This is a genomic window from Tenacibaculum todarodis, assembly GCF_001889045.1.
GTDB classification, from domain to species: Bacteria; Bacteroidota; Bacteroidia; order Flavobacteriales; family Flavobacteriaceae; genus Polaribacter; species Polaribacter todarodis.
Window position 1 is genome coordinate 281481 of record NZ_CP018155.1, and the last position, 18955, is coordinate 300435.

Annotated in this window: 14 protein-coding genes; 4 read left to right on the plus strand and 10 right to left on the minus strand. The window is 31.4% G+C overall.

Annotated features, from left to right (window positions below; translation table 11 throughout):
* Positions 1 to 14: 14 nt before the first annotated feature.
* The 6 genes from LPB136_RS01310 to LPB136_RS01340 all read right to left on the minus strand — a co-directional run bounded on the left by LPB136_RS01310 (position 15) and on the right by LPB136_RS01340 (position 7290).
* Positions 15 to 701 carry a DUF1826 domain-containing protein gene (locus LPB136_RS01310; RefSeq protein WP_072554409.1) on the minus strand — a complete coding sequence of 229 codons (687 nt, stop codon included), beginning with the start codon at positions 699 to 701 and terminating at the stop codon, positions 15 to 17.
* Positions 702 to 1244: 543 nt separating this feature from the next.
* Entirely contained in the window at positions 1245 to 2027 is a 783-nt protein-coding gene (locus LPB136_RS01320; protein ID WP_072554410.1) for a tetratricopeptide repeat protein, read from the minus strand.
* Positions 2028 to 2137: 110 nt separating this feature from the next.
* The gene (locus tag LPB136_RS01325; protein ID WP_072554411.1) at positions 2138 to 3910 is read right to left on the minus strand and encodes a T9SS type B sorting domain-containing protein; all 1773 of its coding nucleotides are present in this window, start codon (positions 3908 to 3910) and stop codon (positions 2138 to 2140) included.
* 197 nt (positions 3911 to 4107) lie between these two features.
* Positions 4108 to 5853, minus strand: coding sequence for a M14 family metallopeptidase (locus LPB136_RS01330; protein ID WP_072554412.1), 1746 nt, complete (start codon positions 5851 to 5853; stop codon positions 4108 to 4110).
* Positions 5854 to 5857: 4 nt separating this feature from the next.
* Positions 5858 to 6310, minus strand: a complete 453-nt coding sequence (gene coaD / locus LPB136_RS01335) for a pantetheine-phosphate adenylyltransferase (RefSeq protein WP_072554413.1) — start codon at positions 6308 to 6310, stop codon at positions 5858 to 5860.
* 2 nt (positions 6311 to 6312) lie between these two features.
* Positions 6313 to 7290, minus strand: coding sequence for a D-alanine--D-alanine ligase (locus LPB136_RS01340; RefSeq protein ID WP_072554414.1), 978 nt, complete (start codon positions 7288 to 7290; stop codon positions 6313 to 6315).
* Between the two features lie 104 nt (positions 7291 to 7394).
* Between LPB136_RS01340 and LPB136_RS01345 the strand changes: the two genes are divergently transcribed.
* Entirely contained in the window at positions 7395 to 7949 is a 555-nt protein-coding gene (locus LPB136_RS01345; RefSeq protein WP_072554415.1) for a PASTA domain-containing protein, read from the plus strand.
* Positions 7950 to 8005: 56 nt separating this feature from the next.
* Entirely contained in the window at positions 8006 to 9034 is a 1029-nt protein-coding gene (locus LPB136_RS01350) for an RluA family pseudouridine synthase (RefSeq protein ID WP_072554416.1), read from the plus strand.
* An 87-nt stretch (positions 9035 to 9121) separates the two neighbouring features.
* On the opposite strand, the gene LPB136_RS01355 is transcribed toward LPB136_RS01350, so the two are convergent.
* Together LPB136_RS01355 and LPB136_RS01360 are read right to left on the minus strand one after the other, a co-directional pair.
* Positions 9122 to 9913 carry a hypothetical protein gene (locus LPB136_RS01355; RefSeq protein WP_072554417.1) on the minus strand — a complete coding sequence of 264 codons (792 nt, stop codon included), beginning with the start codon at positions 9911 to 9913 and terminating at the stop codon, positions 9122 to 9124.
* Between the two features lie 273 nt (positions 9914 to 10186).
* Positions 10187 to 12754, minus strand: coding sequence for an ATP-dependent Clp protease ATP-binding subunit (locus LPB136_RS01360; protein WP_083426160.1), 2568 nt, complete (start codon positions 12752 to 12754; stop codon positions 10187 to 10189).
* A gap of 336 nt (positions 12755 to 13090) precedes the next feature.
* Between LPB136_RS01360 and gyrA the strand changes: the two genes are divergently transcribed.
* Together gyrA and LPB136_RS01370 are read left to right on the plus strand one after the other, a co-directional pair.
* Positions 13091 to 15604 (plus strand): DNA gyrase subunit A, encoded by a 2514-nt coding sequence (gene gyrA, locus LPB136_RS01365; RefSeq protein WP_072554419.1) that lies wholly within the window; start codon positions 13091 to 13093, stop codon positions 15602 to 15604.
* A 17-nt stretch (positions 15605 to 15621) separates the two neighbouring features.
* On the plus strand, positions 15622 to 16866 hold the full coding sequence (locus LPB136_RS01370; protein ID WP_072554420.1) for a tetratricopeptide repeat protein: 1245 nt from the start codon (positions 15622 to 15624) through the stop codon (positions 16864 to 16866).
* A 67-nt stretch (positions 16867 to 16933) separates the two neighbouring features.
* Here LPB136_RS01370 and LPB136_RS01375 read toward each other — a convergent pair whose 3' ends face one another.
* A complete protein-coding gene (locus LPB136_RS01375; protein ID WP_072554421.1) occupies positions 16934 to 17701 on the minus strand; it encodes a C40 family peptidase in 768 nt (255 codons plus the stop codon).
* 8 nt (positions 17702 to 17709) lie between these two features.
* Positions 17710 to 18885 carry an acetyl-CoA C-acyltransferase gene (locus LPB136_RS01380; RefSeq protein ID WP_072554422.1) on the minus strand — a complete coding sequence of 392 codons (1176 nt, stop codon included), beginning with the start codon at positions 18883 to 18885 and terminating at the stop codon, positions 17710 to 17712.
* Between the last annotated feature and the right edge of the window lie 70 nt (positions 18886 to 18955).

Below are 18955 nucleotides of genomic sequence, written 5' to 3' on the forward strand. Positions count from 1 at the left end.
TTTTGTGCGTTATTTTAACAAATCATCAACAAACGAGTTTGTCCGTTTTTTTCTTTTGGCGCTCTATGAAGACAAGGAAGCACTTTACTTTCTGGATGATCAACTGCTAATTTCCACAGATTACCAAGACCTAAATTAATAGGAACTGCATCTGGTTTTGCTTGGTAGTGTAAGTCAAAGAAATACTCCGTTAAAAAAGATTCAAATCCGTCTTTGTTTCCATCGTACAATTCTTTGAGTTTATTGCGTATTTCTGGAATGAGTATTTTTTGTGTTGCTTGTGCGTTTGGTACAATATCGCTTGATTCTCCATGATACGTACATAAAAAAGTATCAGTTGGTATTGGAGAGCGATCTACATGAAAAGAATACACATCAGTTGAAAAAAACGAAAGTGTATCATCTCTCTCATAACATTTTATTAGATTCAGCACCGGAGATGCTCCATGATTTTTTAAAACCTCCATATCATTTAAAAGAATTTCGCGTGCTAATTTTCCTTGTTCGCTTAATTGAATTTCTCTGAGTTCTTCAAGGTTAATTTCTCTTATATCTTCATTTAAAGTTAGCTTTTTAACTATTTCAGAAAAATCTCCAACTAATTTACGAGACCAACAAATTGCATTAGTCTCTCCTTGAAAAGGAGTAGCAATAAGGTCTTTAAAATTAGAAACGTTTTTAATTTGATTCTCAAGTATCATAATAGTTTATAACTTTAAGGCTGAATTAAGTTTTGGGTAAATGAAGTGTGTTTGAAGTTGGTGAGTTGAACAACGTTATTTGCTGTATAGTTTTTCAATCTTTGAGTAATTTCCGTTCACAAAATATTCAAGATATTTTATTGAATCTTCAAGATTTAATGACTAAAAGTCATCAACAACCATTCTTTCTTTTTCTCCTAATAAACCAAATAAAATTTTCATTTTTTTTGGTCTATTGTACCATAAAAGAGAATTTTAATTTTTTGTTTTTATCATAAGTAGCTGTCAAACAAAAGCTTATTCCGTTTTTAATATTTGTAAATTCCAAAGAAGGACTATATTGTACGTTCTCCTGATTTAAGCTATCTGAAAACTCTAATTTCTCAATCCAAGAATGGTTTTTAGCAATTTACAAAACTATTTTTTCCGAAATTGGGTCATTTCTATATTCAATATCTTCTTTTTCAGGATGAAAAACTGAGTATTTAAAAGATGTTTTTTATTTACAATTAATTAATTCAGATTTATTTTAGGTAAAAGTTTTTATAATTTTTCAATTATTTTATTTATTAACTCAGTTGTTGAATCATAATTTGTTTCATTTTCTTTAGCTAATTCTATGGCTTCTTTAGCTTTCTTTAAAGCTTCTGTATACTTTCCTGTTTTAAACAATAATGCCGCATGAGTATCTATATTATGATAATTTCTATCTAATTCAATTGAACGAATAATCCATTTTATAGCCTCTTCTAATTTGGTTATCGAATTTTCAGATTCATAATAACTCCAAGCTAAACTATTTAAATCTTTTGTACTGTTCCAGATAAATTTTACGTCATCTATGCGGCCTGTTTCAATAAATCTATAAGGATACACTTTAAAATTTATTAGCGCATCATTTATTTTTCCGTTTTCCAAGTATAGTATTAGTGGAGCTGAAGATACATTGAAAACATTATCAAATCCTTTTTTGTCACTTCCAATATTACCGTGAAAATTCAAAGATTTGTTCCATTTCAAATGATAACCTTTGTCTAGTGCTTCAGCTAAACTGTTTTTACTATCAACGTTTATTGTAATAATATTCATCATTGATGTATCACATTCATTGTAACGTTTTATCAATTCTATGCAAGGTGGGCACCATTTACCACTCCAAGTTATAACTAATGTTGGTAAATCTTCATCAATATTGTATTCAGAATATATTTCATTAAAAGATAATGTTTTATTGTTTTTTAAATTGGTTATTTTAACATCAATTTGACTAAATGCAATGTTTGTCAGAGTTAAAAAAAGTATAAGGAGTGTTAATTGTTTTTTCATTTGGTTGTTAGTTTTAGTATTATCAATGTATAGAAGTATTCATTTTTTTTAAAGTGTTTAAAATTAAGCACTAGCGAATTTACCAAAAATAAATTTAGAAGCAAGCCAAATTATCTCCCAACATAAACCCAACCTGTTATAGTTTCTGTTTTTCCATCGTTAAAAACTAAGGTGTAATAATATGTGGCAGAAGGCACATTTTCTGTTGAGTTTAATAATTTCCCTCGCCAAAGCGGTTTGTTGTTATTTCCTTCAAAAACTAATTTTCCATAACGGTTATAAATAAATATTTGATAATCGGTATAAATGTTTTGCAAACCTGTAATTTCAAATTGGTCGTTTAAACCATCTTCATTTGCTGAGAAGATATTAAAAATTGTTGGAGGACAATTTGTAGTCTGAATTTCAAAAGAATTGACAACATAACAATTGGTGTTAACATCTTGTGTTTTTACAAAAATTGTTTGCGGATTGCTGTTGTTTGTGTAATCAATAATCGGATTTATGGCATTGGTTTCTGCCAATAAATCTTCTTCCGAAGGATAAAAAGTAAACTCAATTTCTGGCGGATAATTTTCTTCTAAAAATTGTAATGTTTCAGAGAAATTAAAATTTCCTTTTTCAAAACCCAGATTGCAGGTTTCTAAGTTTTGTAATTCAATTGTATTTGGAGGTTCTGGATAAGAGATTTCTATGGAATCTGAATTATTATCATCATTAATTTCTAAGACTGCGTTTTCTTCATCTACAATAATTGTTAGGGTAAAATCAGGCAGTAAATCTGTAGGAATTGTTACAATTGTTTCAAAAGATTCAAATTCATCAATTAAAATGTCTTCTGTAGTTTGCAATGTTTCTAAAAGTGTTGAATTTGCATAGATCTTTATGGATGTGTTTGCGGGTAATAATTCGGTGCTATTTTCATTTTTAACAGTAAAATTTAGTTGTGCAATTTTGGCTGAACAGTCTAACGGAGTTACGTTATCAATAGTTACTGTTGCATCAGGCAATTGACTGTTTAGTTTTGTGACAACGGTATTTATCATTACAAAATCTTGCCCAGAAGTTAGTTGAACTGTTGCGCTTGTATCACCTGCGGAAATGTTGTTTTGAATATCATAAAAATCCATGTCCATATTGTACAAATCGGATTCGCCTGTAAAACTGTTTGTTCCGTTGAAAGCATTGTTTCCTGGATTTAATGGCGGATTGGAAATTAAATTTCCATTTACAAAAAGCGATTCATTTACGCTTAAACCCCGATCGCCTTCCCAAGCGAGAAAACCAATTTTTGCACCAACATTATCAATAACATTTAAGTTATCTAAAGTGATGTTTAATTCATCTGGAACGTGCTGTAAACCGTCATAAACATTAATCTGATTCAGTTCTAAATCGTCATTTTTATAAATCACTAAAATAGACCAACCTGCAAAGTTGGTTGCATTTGGGCAATAATCTGCAATTACATCGCTAACATCTAATTCCGATAAGGTGTAATTACCGTTTCCTGTTTGTAAAACGTGTTCTGTTACATCAGCAAAAGCGCTAAAAAAGTTGAGGTTTCTGGTTTCTAAAGTATCTCTAAAAATACGAGTAGCGTTTACAATACTATCGTTTAGTTTTACTTGAAAATCGCCACCTCCAGAACCTGCCCAATATAAATAAGCTGATTTAATTTCGTCTTCTGGTAGTAAAGTAAGTTCTGCGCTGGATGAAGTGTTTATTTGACAAATTGAAGAGAATCCGTTTTCTTGCAAATTCATGGTGTTGCCGAACATTGTAAAATCTAATCGGCCACCAAATTGACTGAATAATTGAACATCTTGCGCGTTAATTTTTATCCAACTAAAAAGTGTGATAAAAATTAAAAGTTTTCTCATTTTGTTTTTATTCCTGTTGAATAAAAATACAAATTATTGTCAATTTAAAGGCTAATACGCTCTAATTTCATCGCAGTTACTTTTGCTTCTATAAAATTTTAAAAGTAGTTTGTCATTTCGATAGAACGAGGAACGAGAGATGAGAAATCTTGTAATAATAATGAGATTCCTCTTCGTGCCTCATTCGGAATGACAAATTATTTTACTTTAAAGATAGGTAAACGTAAATGTGCTTTTTCGTAATGTTGCGTTTGTTTGTAAATCCAATACAATTGAGATTGAGGGTTTTTAGCAAAATTTTCATCAGTTGTTTTTTTCTCTTCAAACTGTTTTTTTATTGAAGGGTTTTTAGCTAAAAAATCTTCAGCAACATCTTCAAAAACATAAGAAGAAAACCCTTCTTTTTGTTGTAAGATAGTGTCGAAAAAGTTCCAATTGAAAAACGAATCTGTAGCTACTGCTTCTAATGTTTCTAACAAATAGCGAACTCCATTTTGGTTTGTAGGAATATACAAGTCGCCTTTCTTAAAAGTAATACTTTCTTCGGAAGTTTTTACGGTTGTATTATAATGTAAATAATGACCTTCGTAGGCTTGTTTTCTTGTTTCGTAGTTGTCAATATGATTTACTTCAACCAGCAAAGTTGTGTCGTTTTTAAAGCGAGTAAACTCAATTTTATTAGTAGTTAGTCTATCAATAATGTTGTTCCAACCTTGGTGTAAAATATAGGCTTTTGGAATTGTAACTTCTTTAGTTGCTACAAAGTTGTTGTAATAGTTTACTTCCTTTTCAAACGGTTTAGATTTATCGTAAAACAATCTTTTTCCTGTAGTAACTTTACTTTCAATGTAAGTTCCTTCGTATCCTTTAAAACTGAATTGCGTTGGGTTTTCTCCATCAATTTTGTAGGTAATTGGATAAGTTTTATTTTTCAGAATTTCTGCAATTGCATTTGCCCGTAATTCTTTAATTTCTGTAGATTTTTCTTCAGAAAAATTAAGCGCAGAAAGCATCAATTCATAGGTTTGCTCAACTCTGATTTTATAGGGTTTTAACATGTGCGTTTCCACCATTAAACCAAAAGTATTAAACAAAGTTGTGTAACCTGTTGAGTATCTTGGTGAATCGAAAAATTGAGACCAACCTTTGTCTGGTGTTGAGCCCCAAACATTAACATATGGAGTAATATCAATATTTTTGGTTGCTAAAGATTGCTCTAAACTAGGACGCATTTCTTGCTCTAAAAACGAACCTAATTTCCCGCCTAATTTGTTGTGTTGCGTAAATAAATGGGTAATTGCATATTGATAATCTGCGCCATTACTAACATGATTGTCAATAAAAACATCAGGATTTACTGCATGAAAAATTTCTGCAAATGCTTTTGCATTTTCAGTGTCTTGTTTTATAAAGTCTCTGTTTAAGTCAAAATTTCTGGCATTTCCTCTAAAACCGTACTCTTTTGGTCCATTTTGATTGGCTCTTGTGTGTGAATTTCTGTTCAAAGAACCGCCAATATTATAGACAGGAATTACACAAACAAGTGAGTTTTTATATACTTTTTTCAAAGAATCATTTTGAACGATATCTCTAAGTAATAACATAGAAGCGTCAATTCCGTCAGATTCTCCAGGATGAATTCCGTTATTGATTAAAATTCTGTTTTTAGACGAATTTTTAATGTCTTCTAAATTTGTTTTTCCATCAGCATTAAAAACTACTAAATGTAACGGGTTTCCAGAATCGGTTTTACCCATTTCAAATAAAGAAATGTTAGTATAATTTTCAGATAATGCTTTGTAATATGAAATTACTTCTTTGTATTCTGGAGTTTCAGTTCCGTTAGATTTTTCGAATAACGTTGTAAAATCTTGTGTTGTCTTTTTATCCTCAGCACAAGAGAATATTAAAATTGAAAGTGAAAAGAGTAGTAGTTTTTTCATAGTTTTAAACTCTAACAGTACTTGGTACTAATTTGGTGTAATCTCCATTATTTCTAATAACATCTCTTACAATTGAAGAGGAGATATAAGATGTTCTTGCCGCTGTAAGTAAAAACACAGTTTCAATTGGTGCTAAATCTCTATTGGTGTGAGCAATTGCTTTTTCAAACTCAAAATCCCCTGGATTTCTAAGTCCACGGAGAATGAATTCAACATCGTTTTTTTGACAAAAATCTACCGTTAAACCTTCATAAGTAACTACTTTTATTTTAGGCTCGTCTTTAAAAGATTCTTCTATAAATCGCTTTCGTTCTTCAAGAGAAAACATGTATTTTTTATCGTGGTTTACACCGATAGCGATAATTAATTCGTCAAATAATTTTACACCACGTTCAATAATATCATAGTGTCCTAGAGTAATTGGATCAAAAGACCCTGGAAATATTGCTCTTTTCATAATTAGTTGTTTAAAGCCATTTCTATGGCATTAGAGAATAACTTTTGTAAAGAAATTCCTGCTTCATTAGCTTGTTGTGGTAAAATGCTTTCTTCTGTTAAACCTGGAACGGTATTCATTTCTAAAAAATGAGGAATCCCTTTTACCAATATATATTCCGAACGAGAAAATCCGCTCATATTTAAAATTTCATATACTTTTTGTGCAATTTCTTGCACATTCTTTTTTTCTGAAGGCGCAATTCTTGCGGGTGTAATTTCTTGTGATTTTCCTTCGTATTTGGCTTCGTAATCAAAGAAGTCGTTTTCGGTTACAATTTCTGTAATTGGTAATACTTTTGTTTTTCCTTCATATTGAATAACACCAACCGATACTTCGGTTCCGTCTAAGAAACTTTCAATTAAAATTTCGCTGTCTTCTGCATACGCTTTTTCTAAAGCGGGTAACATTTCTTCTGCCGTAAAAACTTTTGAAATTCCGAAGCTAGAACCTGCATTGTTAGGTTTTACAAAACAAGGTAAGCCAACTTTGCCTATAATTTCTTCAACAGAAAAAGCATCACCTTTATTTAAATACACTGAAGTTGCACACGGAATTCCGTAGTTTTTTACAACACTCAAAGTATCTCTCTTATTAAAAGTTAATGCCATTTGATAAAATGGGGCAGAGGTGTGCTTAATTCCAAGTAAATTGAAATAGGCTAAAATAGTTCCGTTTTCTCCCGGATCTCCGTGAATTGCATTAAAAACACAATCGAAAGTTATGTGTTTATTGTTAATTACTGTGCTAAAATCATCTTTGTTTACTGGGAATTCATTGCTATTTTCATCTAAAACAACCCATTTGTCTTTTAAAATGTGAACTCTATAAGCGTTGTATTTTTCATTTTCAAGATGCTTATATACAACGTTTCCACTTTTTAAAGATATTTTTACTTCAGAGGAAAATCCTCCCATTATAATGGCAATATTTTTTTTCATTTTCAGTTGATAAAGTACAAACTTAGCAAAAATTACGTTCACAATTTTGCTAAGCTGTTTTAAAGTTAAATAATGTACATTTGTACCGCTACAAAAAACAAGAAATGAGTATCGTAAATTTTATAAAAAGTAAAACATTTTTTAAGCAAATAGCTATTGCCGTTGTTGGTTTATTGTTATTTGTGTTTGTGTTAAAATTTTGGTTAGGTGTAACTACAAACCATAATCAGAAAATACAAGTTCCTAATTTGCATAAAATGTCTTTAGCAGATGTTCAGCAAAAATTAGAAGAGCTAGATTTAGATTTTATTGTAATAGATTCTGCTAGTTTTAATCCAGATTATCCAAAGAAATCTGTTATTGAGCAAACGCCAGAAGCAGGTGGTTTTGTAAAAGAACAGCGTAAAATATACTTAACATTAAATCCGTCTAAATATAGAGATGTTAGTATTCCGGATTTAAATGGGAGAACAAAAAGACAGGCAACATCGCATTTACGCTCTATTGGTTTTAAAGTAGGTGAAAACTATACTTGGGTTGGCGGAATTGGTAAAAACGTAGTTCGAGGTTTAAAATACAAAGGGAAACGTATAAAAGCAGGAGATAAATTTCCTAAAAATTCTGTAATCGATTTAATATTAGAAGACGGTAATAGATAGGTTTCTGATATCAGTTATCAGTAGCGGTTTGCTATGCGATAAAAAACTAAAATTTTATGCAAGAAAATTCTTCTTCAGAAATAGAAAATAACGATCTTTTTGAACATTATAACTTTACTGCTGCAGAAGGTCAAGAACCTTTAAGAGTAGATAAGTTTTTAATGAACTTTATAGAAAGTGCAACTAGAAATAAAATACAACAAGCTGCAAAAGCGGGTAATATTTTAGTGAATGATGTTGTTGTAAAATCGAATTTTAAAGTAAAACCAAACGATGTAGTTCGTGTTGTTTTAGAATATCCGCCAGTAGAAACTGAGGTAGTTGCTGAAGATATTCCGTTAGATATTGTCTATGAAGATGATGTTTTAATGGTGATAAATAAACCAGCCGGAATGGTTGTGCATCCAGGTCACGGAAATTATACTGGAACGTTAGTGAATGGATTAATGCATCATGTAGAAAATTTGCCTACAAATTCTAATGAACGTCCAGGTTTGGTGCATAGAATTGACAAGGATACAAGTGGTTTATTAGTTGTTGCTAAGACAGAATCTGCAATGACACATCTTTCAAAGCAATTTTTTGATCGTACAACCGAGCGTTTATATTACGCGCTTGTTTGGGGTTATGTTAATGAAGATGAAGGTACAATTGAAGGAAATATTGGGCGTAGTTTTAAAAACAGATTGCAAATGGATGTTTTTCCAGAAGGCGATTTTGGAAAACATGCAGTTACACATTATAAAGTACTAGAGCGTTTAACCTATGTAACTTTAGTGCAATGTAAATTAGAAACAGGAAGAACGCACCAAATTAGGGCGCACTTTAAACATATTGGTCACACACTTTTTAATGATGAGCGTTATGGTGGAGATGCTGTTTTAAAAGGAACCACATTTACAAAGTATAAGCAGTTTGTGCAAAACTGTTTTAAGGTTTTACCAAGACAGGCGTTACATGCCAAAACATTAGGATTTACACATCCAACAACGGGAGAGTTTATGCGTTTTAATTCTGAAGTACCAGAAGATATTACTGCTTGTTTAGAAAAATGGAGAACGTATTCTGAGAATAGTGTTCAGTAGATGAAATTTAAATTCCAATAAAAAATCCCAAACTAACTAGTTTGGGATTTTTTTATATATGAATTAATCTGGTAAATTTTTTAAATTTTACTTATCATATCCGTTGTTGTTTGCAGTTATTAATTTTCGTTTCACTATTGTGTCTTTCTCAAAGTCCTTTATAATTATCTTTTCTGGATTTCTTAAATCATTGTTTTCATAAATGTATTCAAAAGACTTTTTTAAACTATCGTTTTCTTTCTTAAATATCTTTCTTGATTTAACATTTTTGTTATTATCATAGTAGTAAACTTCAATTCTAAAAGGTTCTTTATATTCGTGAGTTGATTCAATAATCTTTCCTTTAAGATATTTTATCTTACTTTTTTCAAGTGTATCGTTATCTATAATTTGATATCTAATTTCAGCTTTTTCATTCTTGTTGTATTTTGTAAAGTTTATTGAGTTTATCGAATCGTAAATTGAAACTACAGCAAGGGATTCTTTTTTGCCTTTACTATTGTATGAATAATTGTATTTCATAAAAATAGTATCAACGTTGTCAGGTTCGAAGGTTACCATTTGAGCTTTATCAATAATATTTTCTTTATTAACAAACGTTTGGTATTCAGAACCAAAATCAATACTCTTTGTCTTATAATCTGTTTTTTGATAAAATAAGTCTTTGGTATCTCTATAGTATGTCTGTTTTATTATTTTTCCATATTCATTCCAAATTTCTTTAAACTCAAACAGAACATTTCCATTCTCATCTGATTTAGTTTTCTCAATCGAAAGAGTATCAATAATGTTTTCATTATCATCAATTGAAACTTCGAATGTTGTTTTACTAAAATTCAGTTTATCGATTTTCTTAATGATAGATTTGTTATCAATCAAAAAGTCAGATTGACAAGATTGAATTATGATTAATAGTAATAAAAAAAGTAGATTTTTCCTCAATCTTTGTTGGTTTGGATTAATTATACACAATAAGTTGTATCTTAACTTTTATTGATCATATTCCGTAAGAATAACAGGATATGGTTGTTTTTATGTTGCTGCTATTCCGTAAATATAGTTTTTTATTTCTACTAAATTCATTTCAAAATACATCAAAACAAAAAAATCCCAAACTGTAAAGTTTGGGATTTTTTTTATAAAAAGAAACATTTAGTCTTCTTCAACTTCAGTTCTTGTTTCTTTAGGAGCGTCACCTTTTTTAATTTTTATGGTAAGTTCGTTTTTCTTTTCGTCTAAATCCATAAAAATTGTATCACCTTCATCTAATTTAGAATTTACAATTTCTTCAGCTAAAGCATCTTCAATATATTTTTGAATAGCTCTTTTTAAAGGTCTTGCTCCGTATTTTTTATCAAAACCTTTGTCTGCTATGTAATCTTTAGCGGGTTCGCTTAAGTTAAGTGTGTATCCTAAATCTCCAATACGGCTTAATAATTTGTCTAACTCAATATCAATAATTTTATGAATATCTTCTCTTTCTAGTGAGTTAAATACAATAATATCATCAATCCTGTTTAGAAATTCTGGTGCAAAAGCTTTCTTTAAAGCACCTTCAATAATGCTTTTTGCATGTGCGTCTTCTTGGTCTTTCTTAGAAGAAGTTCCAAAACCAACTCCGCCACCAAAATCTTTTAATTTACGTGCACCAATATTAGAAGTCATAATAATTATGGTGTTTCTAAAATCAATTTTTCTACCTAAACTGTCCGTAATATGTCCGTCATCTAAAATTTGTAATAACATATTAAACACATCTGGATGTGCTTTTTCAATTTCATCTAAAAGAATTACTGAATAGGGTTTTCTACGAACTTTTTCAGTTAATTGACCGCCTTCTTCATAACCAACGTATCCTGGAGGTGCTCCAATTAAACGAGAAATAGCAAATTTTTCCATGTATTCACTCATGTCAATTCTAATTAGAGAATCGTCAGAATCGAATAATTCACGTGCTAAAACTTTAGCTAATTGTGTTTTACCAACACCAGTAGAACCTAAGAAAATAAATGAACCAATTGGTTTGTTAGGATCTTTTAATCCAACTCTATTTCGTTGGATCGCTTTCACAACTTTGGTAACCGCTTCGTTTTGACCAATAACTTTACCTTTAATCATGTTTGGTAAATCGGCCAAACGATGGCTTTCTGCTTCCGCAACTCTGTTTACAGGAATTCCTGTCATCATAGAAACTACTTCCGCAACATTATCTTCGGTAACAATTTCTCTATTTAACTTGGTGTCTTCTTCCCATTGATTTTGAGCAGAAGCTAAAGCAGCTTCCATGTTTTTCTCGTCATCACGTAATTTAGCAGCTTCCTCATATTTTTGTCCTGTAACTGCTTTCGATTTTTGATCACGAATTTCTTCAAGTTTTGCTTCTAATTCTAAAACCTGTTGCGGTACAACAATATTTGTAATATGAATTCTAGAACCTGCTTCATCTAAAGCATCAATAGCTTTGTCTGGAAGGTGTCTATCAGTCATGTATCTATTCGTTAATTTTACACAGGCTTCTAGTGCTTCGTCTGTATAATTAACGTGGTGATGTGCTTCGTATTTTTCTTTAATATTATGTAAAATCTGTACAGTTTCTTCAACCGAAGTTGGGTTTACAATTATCTTCTGAAAACGACGTTCTAAAGCGCCATCTTTTTCAATATTTGTTCTGTATTCATCTAAAGTTGTTGCTCCAATACATTGAATTTCTCCACGAGCTAACGCGGGTTTTAGCATGTTAGAGGCGTCTAATGAGCCTGTTGCGCCACCTGCTCCAACAATTGTATGAATTTCATCAATGAATAAAATGATGTCTTCGTTTTTCTCTAGTTCGTTCATTAACGCTTTCATACGCTCTTCAAACTGACCACGATATTTTGTACCAGCAACCAAGCTTGCTAAATCTAAAGAAACGATACGTTTGTCGAATAAAATTCGAGATACTTTTCGTTCAATAATACGCAGAGCTAAACCTTCGGCAATGGCAGATTTACCAACACCAGGTTCTCCAATTAACATTGGATTGTTCTTTTTACGTCTACTTAAAATTTGAGAAACGCGCTCTATTTCCTTTAAACGACCAACTACAGGGTCAAGCTTCCCGTTTTCTGCAAGTGCTGTTAAATCACGTCCAAAATTATCTAGCACAGGAGTTTTAGACTTCTTAGCAGTCTTTCCTTTTGGTTGTTGTCCGCTAAAAGGATTTGCTTTTTCTCCTGGAAACTCATCATCAGAAGGAGTTTCTGCAATTGGATTTGTAGGTAAATCTATACTGTCATCAACATGCAGTTGTTTGTATAGCGTTTTTACATCATCGTAATTTACATCTTGTTTTTGCAATAATTTAGTTGTTGGGTCATTTTCATTTCTTAAAATACATAATAATAAATGTGCAGTATCAATAGCTTCACTTTGGTATAGTTTAGCTTCTAAAAATGTAGTTTTTATTGCTTTTTCAGCTTGCCTTGTAAGGTGTAAGCTCTTTTTTTCGTTACTTGATGTAATTGATGGGTTTATAGGATTAAGTTTCTCTAATCTAGTGCGTACTAAGCTTAAATCTATATCAAAAGCAGTTAAAATATCAATTGCTTTGCCATCTCCTTTTCTTATTAAACCAAGCAATAGGTGTTCAGTTCCAATAAAGTCGTGCCCTAAACGTAGCGCTTCTTCTTTACTGAAGGTGATTACATCTCTTACTTGTGGTGAAAAATTATCGTCCATATTGTTGTTTTCTTTCTTGTGTAAAGTTAGTGGAAAATTTTTAGTAGAAATTACAAAAAATGTGCCACTGATTTTTTTGTGTCAATCTGACTGAAAAAGTAGTTAAAAAATCAATAGGTAAAACATTATTTTTTGAACTGTTAAAAACTCAATAAAATTGTTAATAACTATGCTTGGGTTTTGTAGCTGAAGCCTTTGTAAATAAAGCGATTTATCCTATCTTGCATTGTTTTACAAAATGAAGCTTTTTTAAGCATGTTTTAAGGTGGGTTTTATATTGAATAAAATTCACTTTTTTAACGAAAATATAACAATATTAATTTAACAAAATAATATATGGCAGATGGCGAAAAGTTGATTCCTATCAACATTGAAGAGCAAATGAAATCGGCTTACATTGATTATTCAATGTCAGTAATTGTATCGAGAGCGTTACCGGATGTGCGAGATGGTTTAAAACCTGTACACCGTAGAGTTTTATTTGGAATGCATGAGTTAGGAATTAAAGCAACTGGATCGTATAAAAAGTCAGCAAGAATTGTTGGTGAGGTTTTAGGTAAGTATCACCCGCATGGAGATACTTCTGTGTATGATTCTATGGTGCGTATGGCACAAAACTGGAGTGTTAGATACATGATGGTTGATGGCCAAGGAAACTTTGGTTCTGTAGATGGTGATTCTCCAGCAGCAATGCGTTATACGGAGGTGCGTTTTCAAAAAATATCAGAAGACATGTTAGCTGATATTGAAAAAGATACTGTAGATCATCGTTTAAATTTTGATGATACTTTACAAGAGCCAACTGTTTTACCAACTCGTATTCCTAATTTATTAGTAAACGGAGCTTCTGGTATTGCAGTAGGTATGGCAACAAATATGGCGCCACACAACTTAACTGAAGTTATAAATGGTACTGTTGCTTATATCGAAAATAGAGATATTGAGATAGATGAATTAATGCAACATATTAAAGCACCAGATTTCCCAACAGGAGGAATTATTTATGGTTATGATGGTGTAAAAGACGCTTTTCATACTGGTCGTGGACGTATTGTAATGCGCGCAAAGGCAATTATTGAAGAGGTTAAGGGGCGTGAATGTATTATTGTTTCTGAGATTCCTTATCAAGTTAATAAAGCAGAAATGATTAAAAAAACGGCTGAATTAGTAAATGATAAAAAAATAGAAGGGATTTCTAATATTAGAGATGAATCTGATAGAAACGGTATGCGTATTGTATACGTTTTAAAACGAGATGCAATCCCAAATATCGTTTTAAATAAATTATTTAAATACACACAATTACAAACTTCTTTTAGTGTAAATAACATTGCTTTGGTTAACGGAAGACCAGAACAATTAAACTTAAAACAGTTAATTCATTATTTTGTTGAACATAGACATGAAGTTGTTGTTCGTAGAACAGAATTCGAATTAAAGAAAGCAGAAGCAAGAGCACATATTTTAGAAGGATTAATTATAGCTTCTGATAATATTGATGAAGTAATTAAAATTATTAGAGCGTCATCAAATGCAGATGAAGCAAGAGAAGCTTTAATAGCCCGTTTTGAGTTGACTGAAATTCAAGCAAAGGCAATTGTAGAAATGCGTTTGCGTCAATTAACAGGTTTAGAGCAAGATAAATTGCGTGCTGAGTTTGATGCAATCATGTTAACAATAACAGATTTAAAAGACATTTTAGCAAACGAACCAAGACGTTATCAGATTATTACTGACGAGTTGCTTAAAATAAAAGAAAAATATGGAGATGAACGTAGATCTGTAATTGAGTATGCAGGTGGAGATATGCGTATTGAAGATATGATTCCTAACACAAAAGTGGTTGTAACAATCTCTAATGCAGGATATTTAAAACGTACAAATCTAGATGAATATAAAGTTCAGAATAGAGGAGGAAGAGGTCAAAAAGGAGCAACAACAAGAAATGAAGATTTCTTAGAGCACTTATTTGTTGGTACAAATCACCAATACATGATGTTTTTTACTCAGAAAGGAAAAGTATTCTGGATGCGAGTTTATGAAATTCCTGAAGGTGGTAAAAACACCAAAGGTAGAGCTATGCAAAACCTTATTAATATAGAACAAGATGATTCTGTAAAAGCATTCCTTGTAACTCAAGATTTAAAAGATGAAGATTACATAAATAGTCATTATGTAATTATGGCAACTAAAAAAGGTCAAGTAAAAAAGACTTCATTAGAGCAGTATTCTAGACCAAGAACAAATGGTATTAATGCAATTACTATTAAAGAAGGTGATGAGTTATTAGAAGCTAAATTAACAACTGGAGACAGTCAAGTGATGTTAGCTTTAAAATCTGGTAAGTCAATTCGTTTTGAAGAAGCAAAAACTCGTCCCATGGGAAGAACCGCTTCTGGAGTAAGAGGAATTACCTTACAACATGAAAATGATGAGGTAATTGGTATGGTTGCTGTAAATGATATGGATAGTAATATCCTTGTTGTTTCAGAAAAAGGATACGGAAAACGTTCTAAATTAGAAGACTATAGAGTTACGAATAGGGGTGGTAAAGGAGTTAAGACTTTAAATATTTCTGAAAAGACAGGAGAATTAGTTGCAATTAAAAATGTAGATGATTCAAATGATTTAATGATTATCAATAAATCTGGACTTACAATTAGAATGGCTGTTGAAGATTTAAGAGTTATGGGACGTGCAACGCAAGGAGTTCGTTTAATTAATATTAAGGATTCAGACAGTATTGCTGCTGTAGCTAAAGTAATGCATGAAGAGGATGAAGAAGATGAAATTTTAGAAGACTCAGAAGATGGCACGGAAATTGAAAACAATACAGAAGAACAAGAATAAATTTAATACACATTAAAATGAAAAAACAAATATTAGCACTTACTTTAGGTTTAATGACAGTTGGTGCAATGGCTCAAAAAAACGAATTAAAGGCAGCCGAGAAAGCAATTAAAAAGAACGATTTTTCTGGAGCAATTACTGCAATTTCTTCAGCTGAATCCTTGATGAGTAATATGGATGCAAAGTTAAAAGCTAAATTTTACTTTTTAAAAGGTAAAGCTTTTGCAGGTAAGAAAGATTATAAAAATGCAGCCGATGCATTTAATAGTCTTTTGAAACATGAAGAAGCAACAGGAAAAGCTAAATATACTAAAGAAGCTGCTCCAATGTTAAATAAGCTTATTTCAGATGTTTCTCAAAAAGCAATAAAACAATATAATGAGTCTAAGGACTTTAAGAATGCTTCGGAGAATTTTTATTTAACTTATCAGTTAAGTCCAAAAGATACAGCTTTTGCTTTTAATGCTGCTGTTGCTGCAACTCAAGCTAAAGATTATGATTCTGCATTAAAGTATTACAAAGAATTAAGTGATATTGGTTATACAGGTATAGAGACACAGTTTGTTGCTACTAATAAAGAGACAGGAGTGGTGGAAAACTTAGGTACAAAGCAACAGAGAGACTTAATGGTTAAAGCTGGAGGATATATAAAGCCAGAAACTAAATCTACAAAATCTAAAAGTGCGGATATTGTGAAAAATATTGCTTTAATTTTAAATACACAGGGTAAAACAGATGAAGCTATTGTAGCAATGCAAGCAGCTAGAAAGGCAAACCCTAAAGATTTAAATTTATTATTAAATGAAGCAGATTTATATATTAAGTTAAAAAAAATGGACAAATTTGGAGAGTTAATGGAAGAAGCTATTCAAATGGACCCAAATAATCCTACATTATTTTATAATTTAGGTATAGTAAACTTTAATCAAGGTAAAGTAGAAGAAGCTAAAAATTATTATAATAAAGCTATTGAATTAAAACCAGATTATAAAGATGCTTACATGAATCTGGCAATTGCTATTCTAAATAAAGAACAGGCAATTATTGAAGAAATGAATAAGAACTTAGATAATTTTACTAGGTATGACGAACTAGAAAAACAGAAGAAAGAAGTTTATAAAGAGGCGTTACCTTATTTAGAAAAAGCAGATGGTTTTAAGAGAAGTATAGAAACAGTTAGAACATTGCTTAATATTTATGAAACATTAGAAAACGAAGAAAAAGCAGCTGAATTTAGAGCATTATATAAAGCTATGAAATAGTAATTATTTCATACTAATTAAAAAAACCGAAACGTAAGTTTCGGTTTTTTTTATGCTTAAAAACAAATTAAATAATTCGTTTTATTACTCTTAGTTTATGTGTGTGCTTTTGAAATTCGGCATTATAAATACCGCTATGATCTAGCGTGTCTATTCTAACTTTACCATGAGCGTGGATAATATTATAGTCTTTCATAATAATACCAACATGCGTAATGTTGCCTTCTTCATTGTCAAAAAAAGCTAAATCTCCAGGTTCACTTTCTTCAATAAAGCTTAAAACTTCACCTTCGAGCGCTTGATCTTTTGCATCTCTTTGTAATTCATGTCCACAGATTTTATAAACCATTTGCGTAAACCCAGAACAATCTATACCAAAAGGCGTTTTTCCTCCCCATAAATAAGGTGAGTTTAAAAATAAATAAGCCTTATTTACAATTTCAGCTTTTGATAATTTTTCAGAAAATACATTTCCATCATAAGAAAATGGGGTGCTATTTATTTCAAAAGAATTTCCATCATAAAAAGGTAAGCTTGAACCAATCGGAATTGTAGTTAGGCTGTTGTTTTTATCAACAATAAAATCAATTAATTCACCTGAATAATGTTTAGGCGAATTTGAAATCTTATGATAATACTCTTCAGTAATTTCTTGATACTGTTTGTTATCAATAAAACCTTCGTAACCATCAAAATGTAGCTTAATTTTACTCCACTTTTTATCCATTTCAAGAACTTCAAAATGTTCGCCAAATAATACTTGACTCACCATTTCTGAAGGGTCTCTTGGCTCTAAACGAAGAGGAACAATACTTAAATTACAAATTCCGAACATCAAAAAAATTAAATACGTTCTATTACCATTGCACTTGCACCACCGCCACCATTACAAATTCCGGCAGCACCAATTTTAGCATCGTTTTGTTTTAAAATAGAAGTCAAAGCAATAATAATTCTTGCTCCAGAAACTCCTAATGGATGTCCCAAAGAAACGGCTCCACCATTTACGTTAACTGTATCTGCAGATAAACCTAAGATTTTCATGTTAGCTAAACCAACAACAGAAAATGCCTCGTTTAATTCAAAATAATCTACATCATCTATAGAAATATTAGCTTTCGCTAATGCTTTTGGTAATGCTTTAGCAGGCGCAGTTGTAAACCATTTTGGTTCGTGAGCAGCATCTGCATATCCTTTTATTTTTGCAAGAGGCTTTATACCTAATTCTTTTGCTTTGTCAGCAGACATTAAAACCAATGCAGCTCCTCCATCATTAATTGTTGATGCGTTTGCAGCTGTTACTGTTCCGTCTTTTGTAAAGGCAGCGCGTAAAGCAGGAATTTTCTCCATTTTTACAGCTTTATATTCTTCATCTTCAGCAAAAATAATTGCGTCTCCACGTCTTTGTGGAATTTCAACAGGTACAATTTCATCAGCAAATTTACCATCTGCCCAAGCTTTAGCAGAACGATTGTAAGATTCAATTGCAAATGCATCTTGATCTTCTCTAGAGAAATTATATTCCGTAGCACATTCGTCAGCACAAACTCCCATTGCAACTTGCTCGTATGCATCAACTAAACCGTCTTTTTGCATTCCGTCTTCCATTTTTATTGGGCCAAATTTAGAACCTTTTCTTGCATGTTGATAATGCGGAATAGAACTCATGTTTTCCATACCACCAGCAACAACAATTTCGGCATCGCCTAAAGCAATTGTTTGTGCAGCTAACATAATCGATTTCATTCCAGAAGAACAAACTTTGTTAACTGTTGTACAAGGAACTGTATCTGGAATTCCAGCAAAGATTGCTGCTTGACGCGCCGGAGCTTGCCCTAAACCAGCAGAAACAACATTTCCCATATATACTTCTTCAACCATTTCTGGTTTTAAATTGATTTTTTCTAAAGCGCCTTTTATAGCAATTGCACCCAATTTTGGAGCTGGTATTGAAGATAAACTTCCCATAAAACTACCAATTGGTGTACGAGCAACTGCGGCAATTACAACTTCTTTCATATCTATATCGATTTTGTTTGTGTTTATTTTTGTTTTGCGAAAATACTCAATTTATTGCAGGCAATAAAAT

Bases quoted from the DNA above. Each gene is read 5' to 3' on its own strand.
- LPB136_RS01310 (WP_072554409.1), bottom strand. From the start codon at position 701: ATGATACTTGAGAATCAAATTAAAAACGTTTCTAATTTTAAAGACCTT.
- LPB136_RS01320 (WP_072554410.1), bottom strand. From the start codon at position 2,027: ATGAAAAAACAATTAACACTCCTTATACTTTTTTTAACTCTGACAAAC.
- LPB136_RS01325 (WP_072554411.1), bottom strand. From the start codon at position 3,910: ATGAGAAAACTTTTAATTTTTATCACACTTTTTAGTTGGATAAAAATT.
- LPB136_RS01330 (WP_072554412.1), bottom strand. From the start codon at position 5,853: ATGAAAAAACTACTACTCTTTTCACTTTCAATTTTAATATTCTCTTGT.
- coaD (WP_072554413.1), bottom strand. From the start codon at position 6,310: ATGAAAAGAGCAATATTTCCAGGGTCTTTTGATCCAATTACTCTAGGA.
- LPB136_RS01340 (WP_072554414.1), bottom strand. From the start codon at position 7,290: ATGAAAAAAAATATTGCCATTATAATGGGAGGATTTTCCTCTGAAGTA.
- LPB136_RS01345 (WP_072554415.1), top strand. From the start codon at position 7,395: ATGAGTATCGTAAATTTTATAAAAAGTAAAACATTTTTTAAGCAAATA.
- LPB136_RS01350 (WP_072554416.1), top strand. From the start codon at position 8,006: ATGCAAGAAAATTCTTCTTCAGAAATAGAAAATAACGATCTTTTTGAA.
- LPB136_RS01360 (WP_083426160.1), bottom strand. From the start codon at position 12,754: ATGGACGATAATTTTTCACCACAAGTAAGAGATGTAATCACCTTCAGT.
- gyrA (WP_072554419.1), top strand. From the start codon at position 13,091: ATGGCAGATGGCGAAAAGTTGATTCCTATCAACATTGAAGAGCAAATG.
- LPB136_RS01370 (WP_072554420.1), top strand. From the start codon at position 15,622: ATGAAAAAACAAATATTAGCACTTACTTTAGGTTTAATGACAGTTGGT.
- LPB136_RS01375 (WP_072554421.1), bottom strand. From the start codon at position 17,701: ATGTTCGGAATTTGTAATTTAAGTATTGTTCCTCTTCGTTTAGAGCCA.
- LPB136_RS01380 (WP_072554422.1), bottom strand. From the start codon at position 18,885: ATGAAAGAAGTTGTAATTGCCGCAGTTGCTCGTACACCAATTGGTAGT.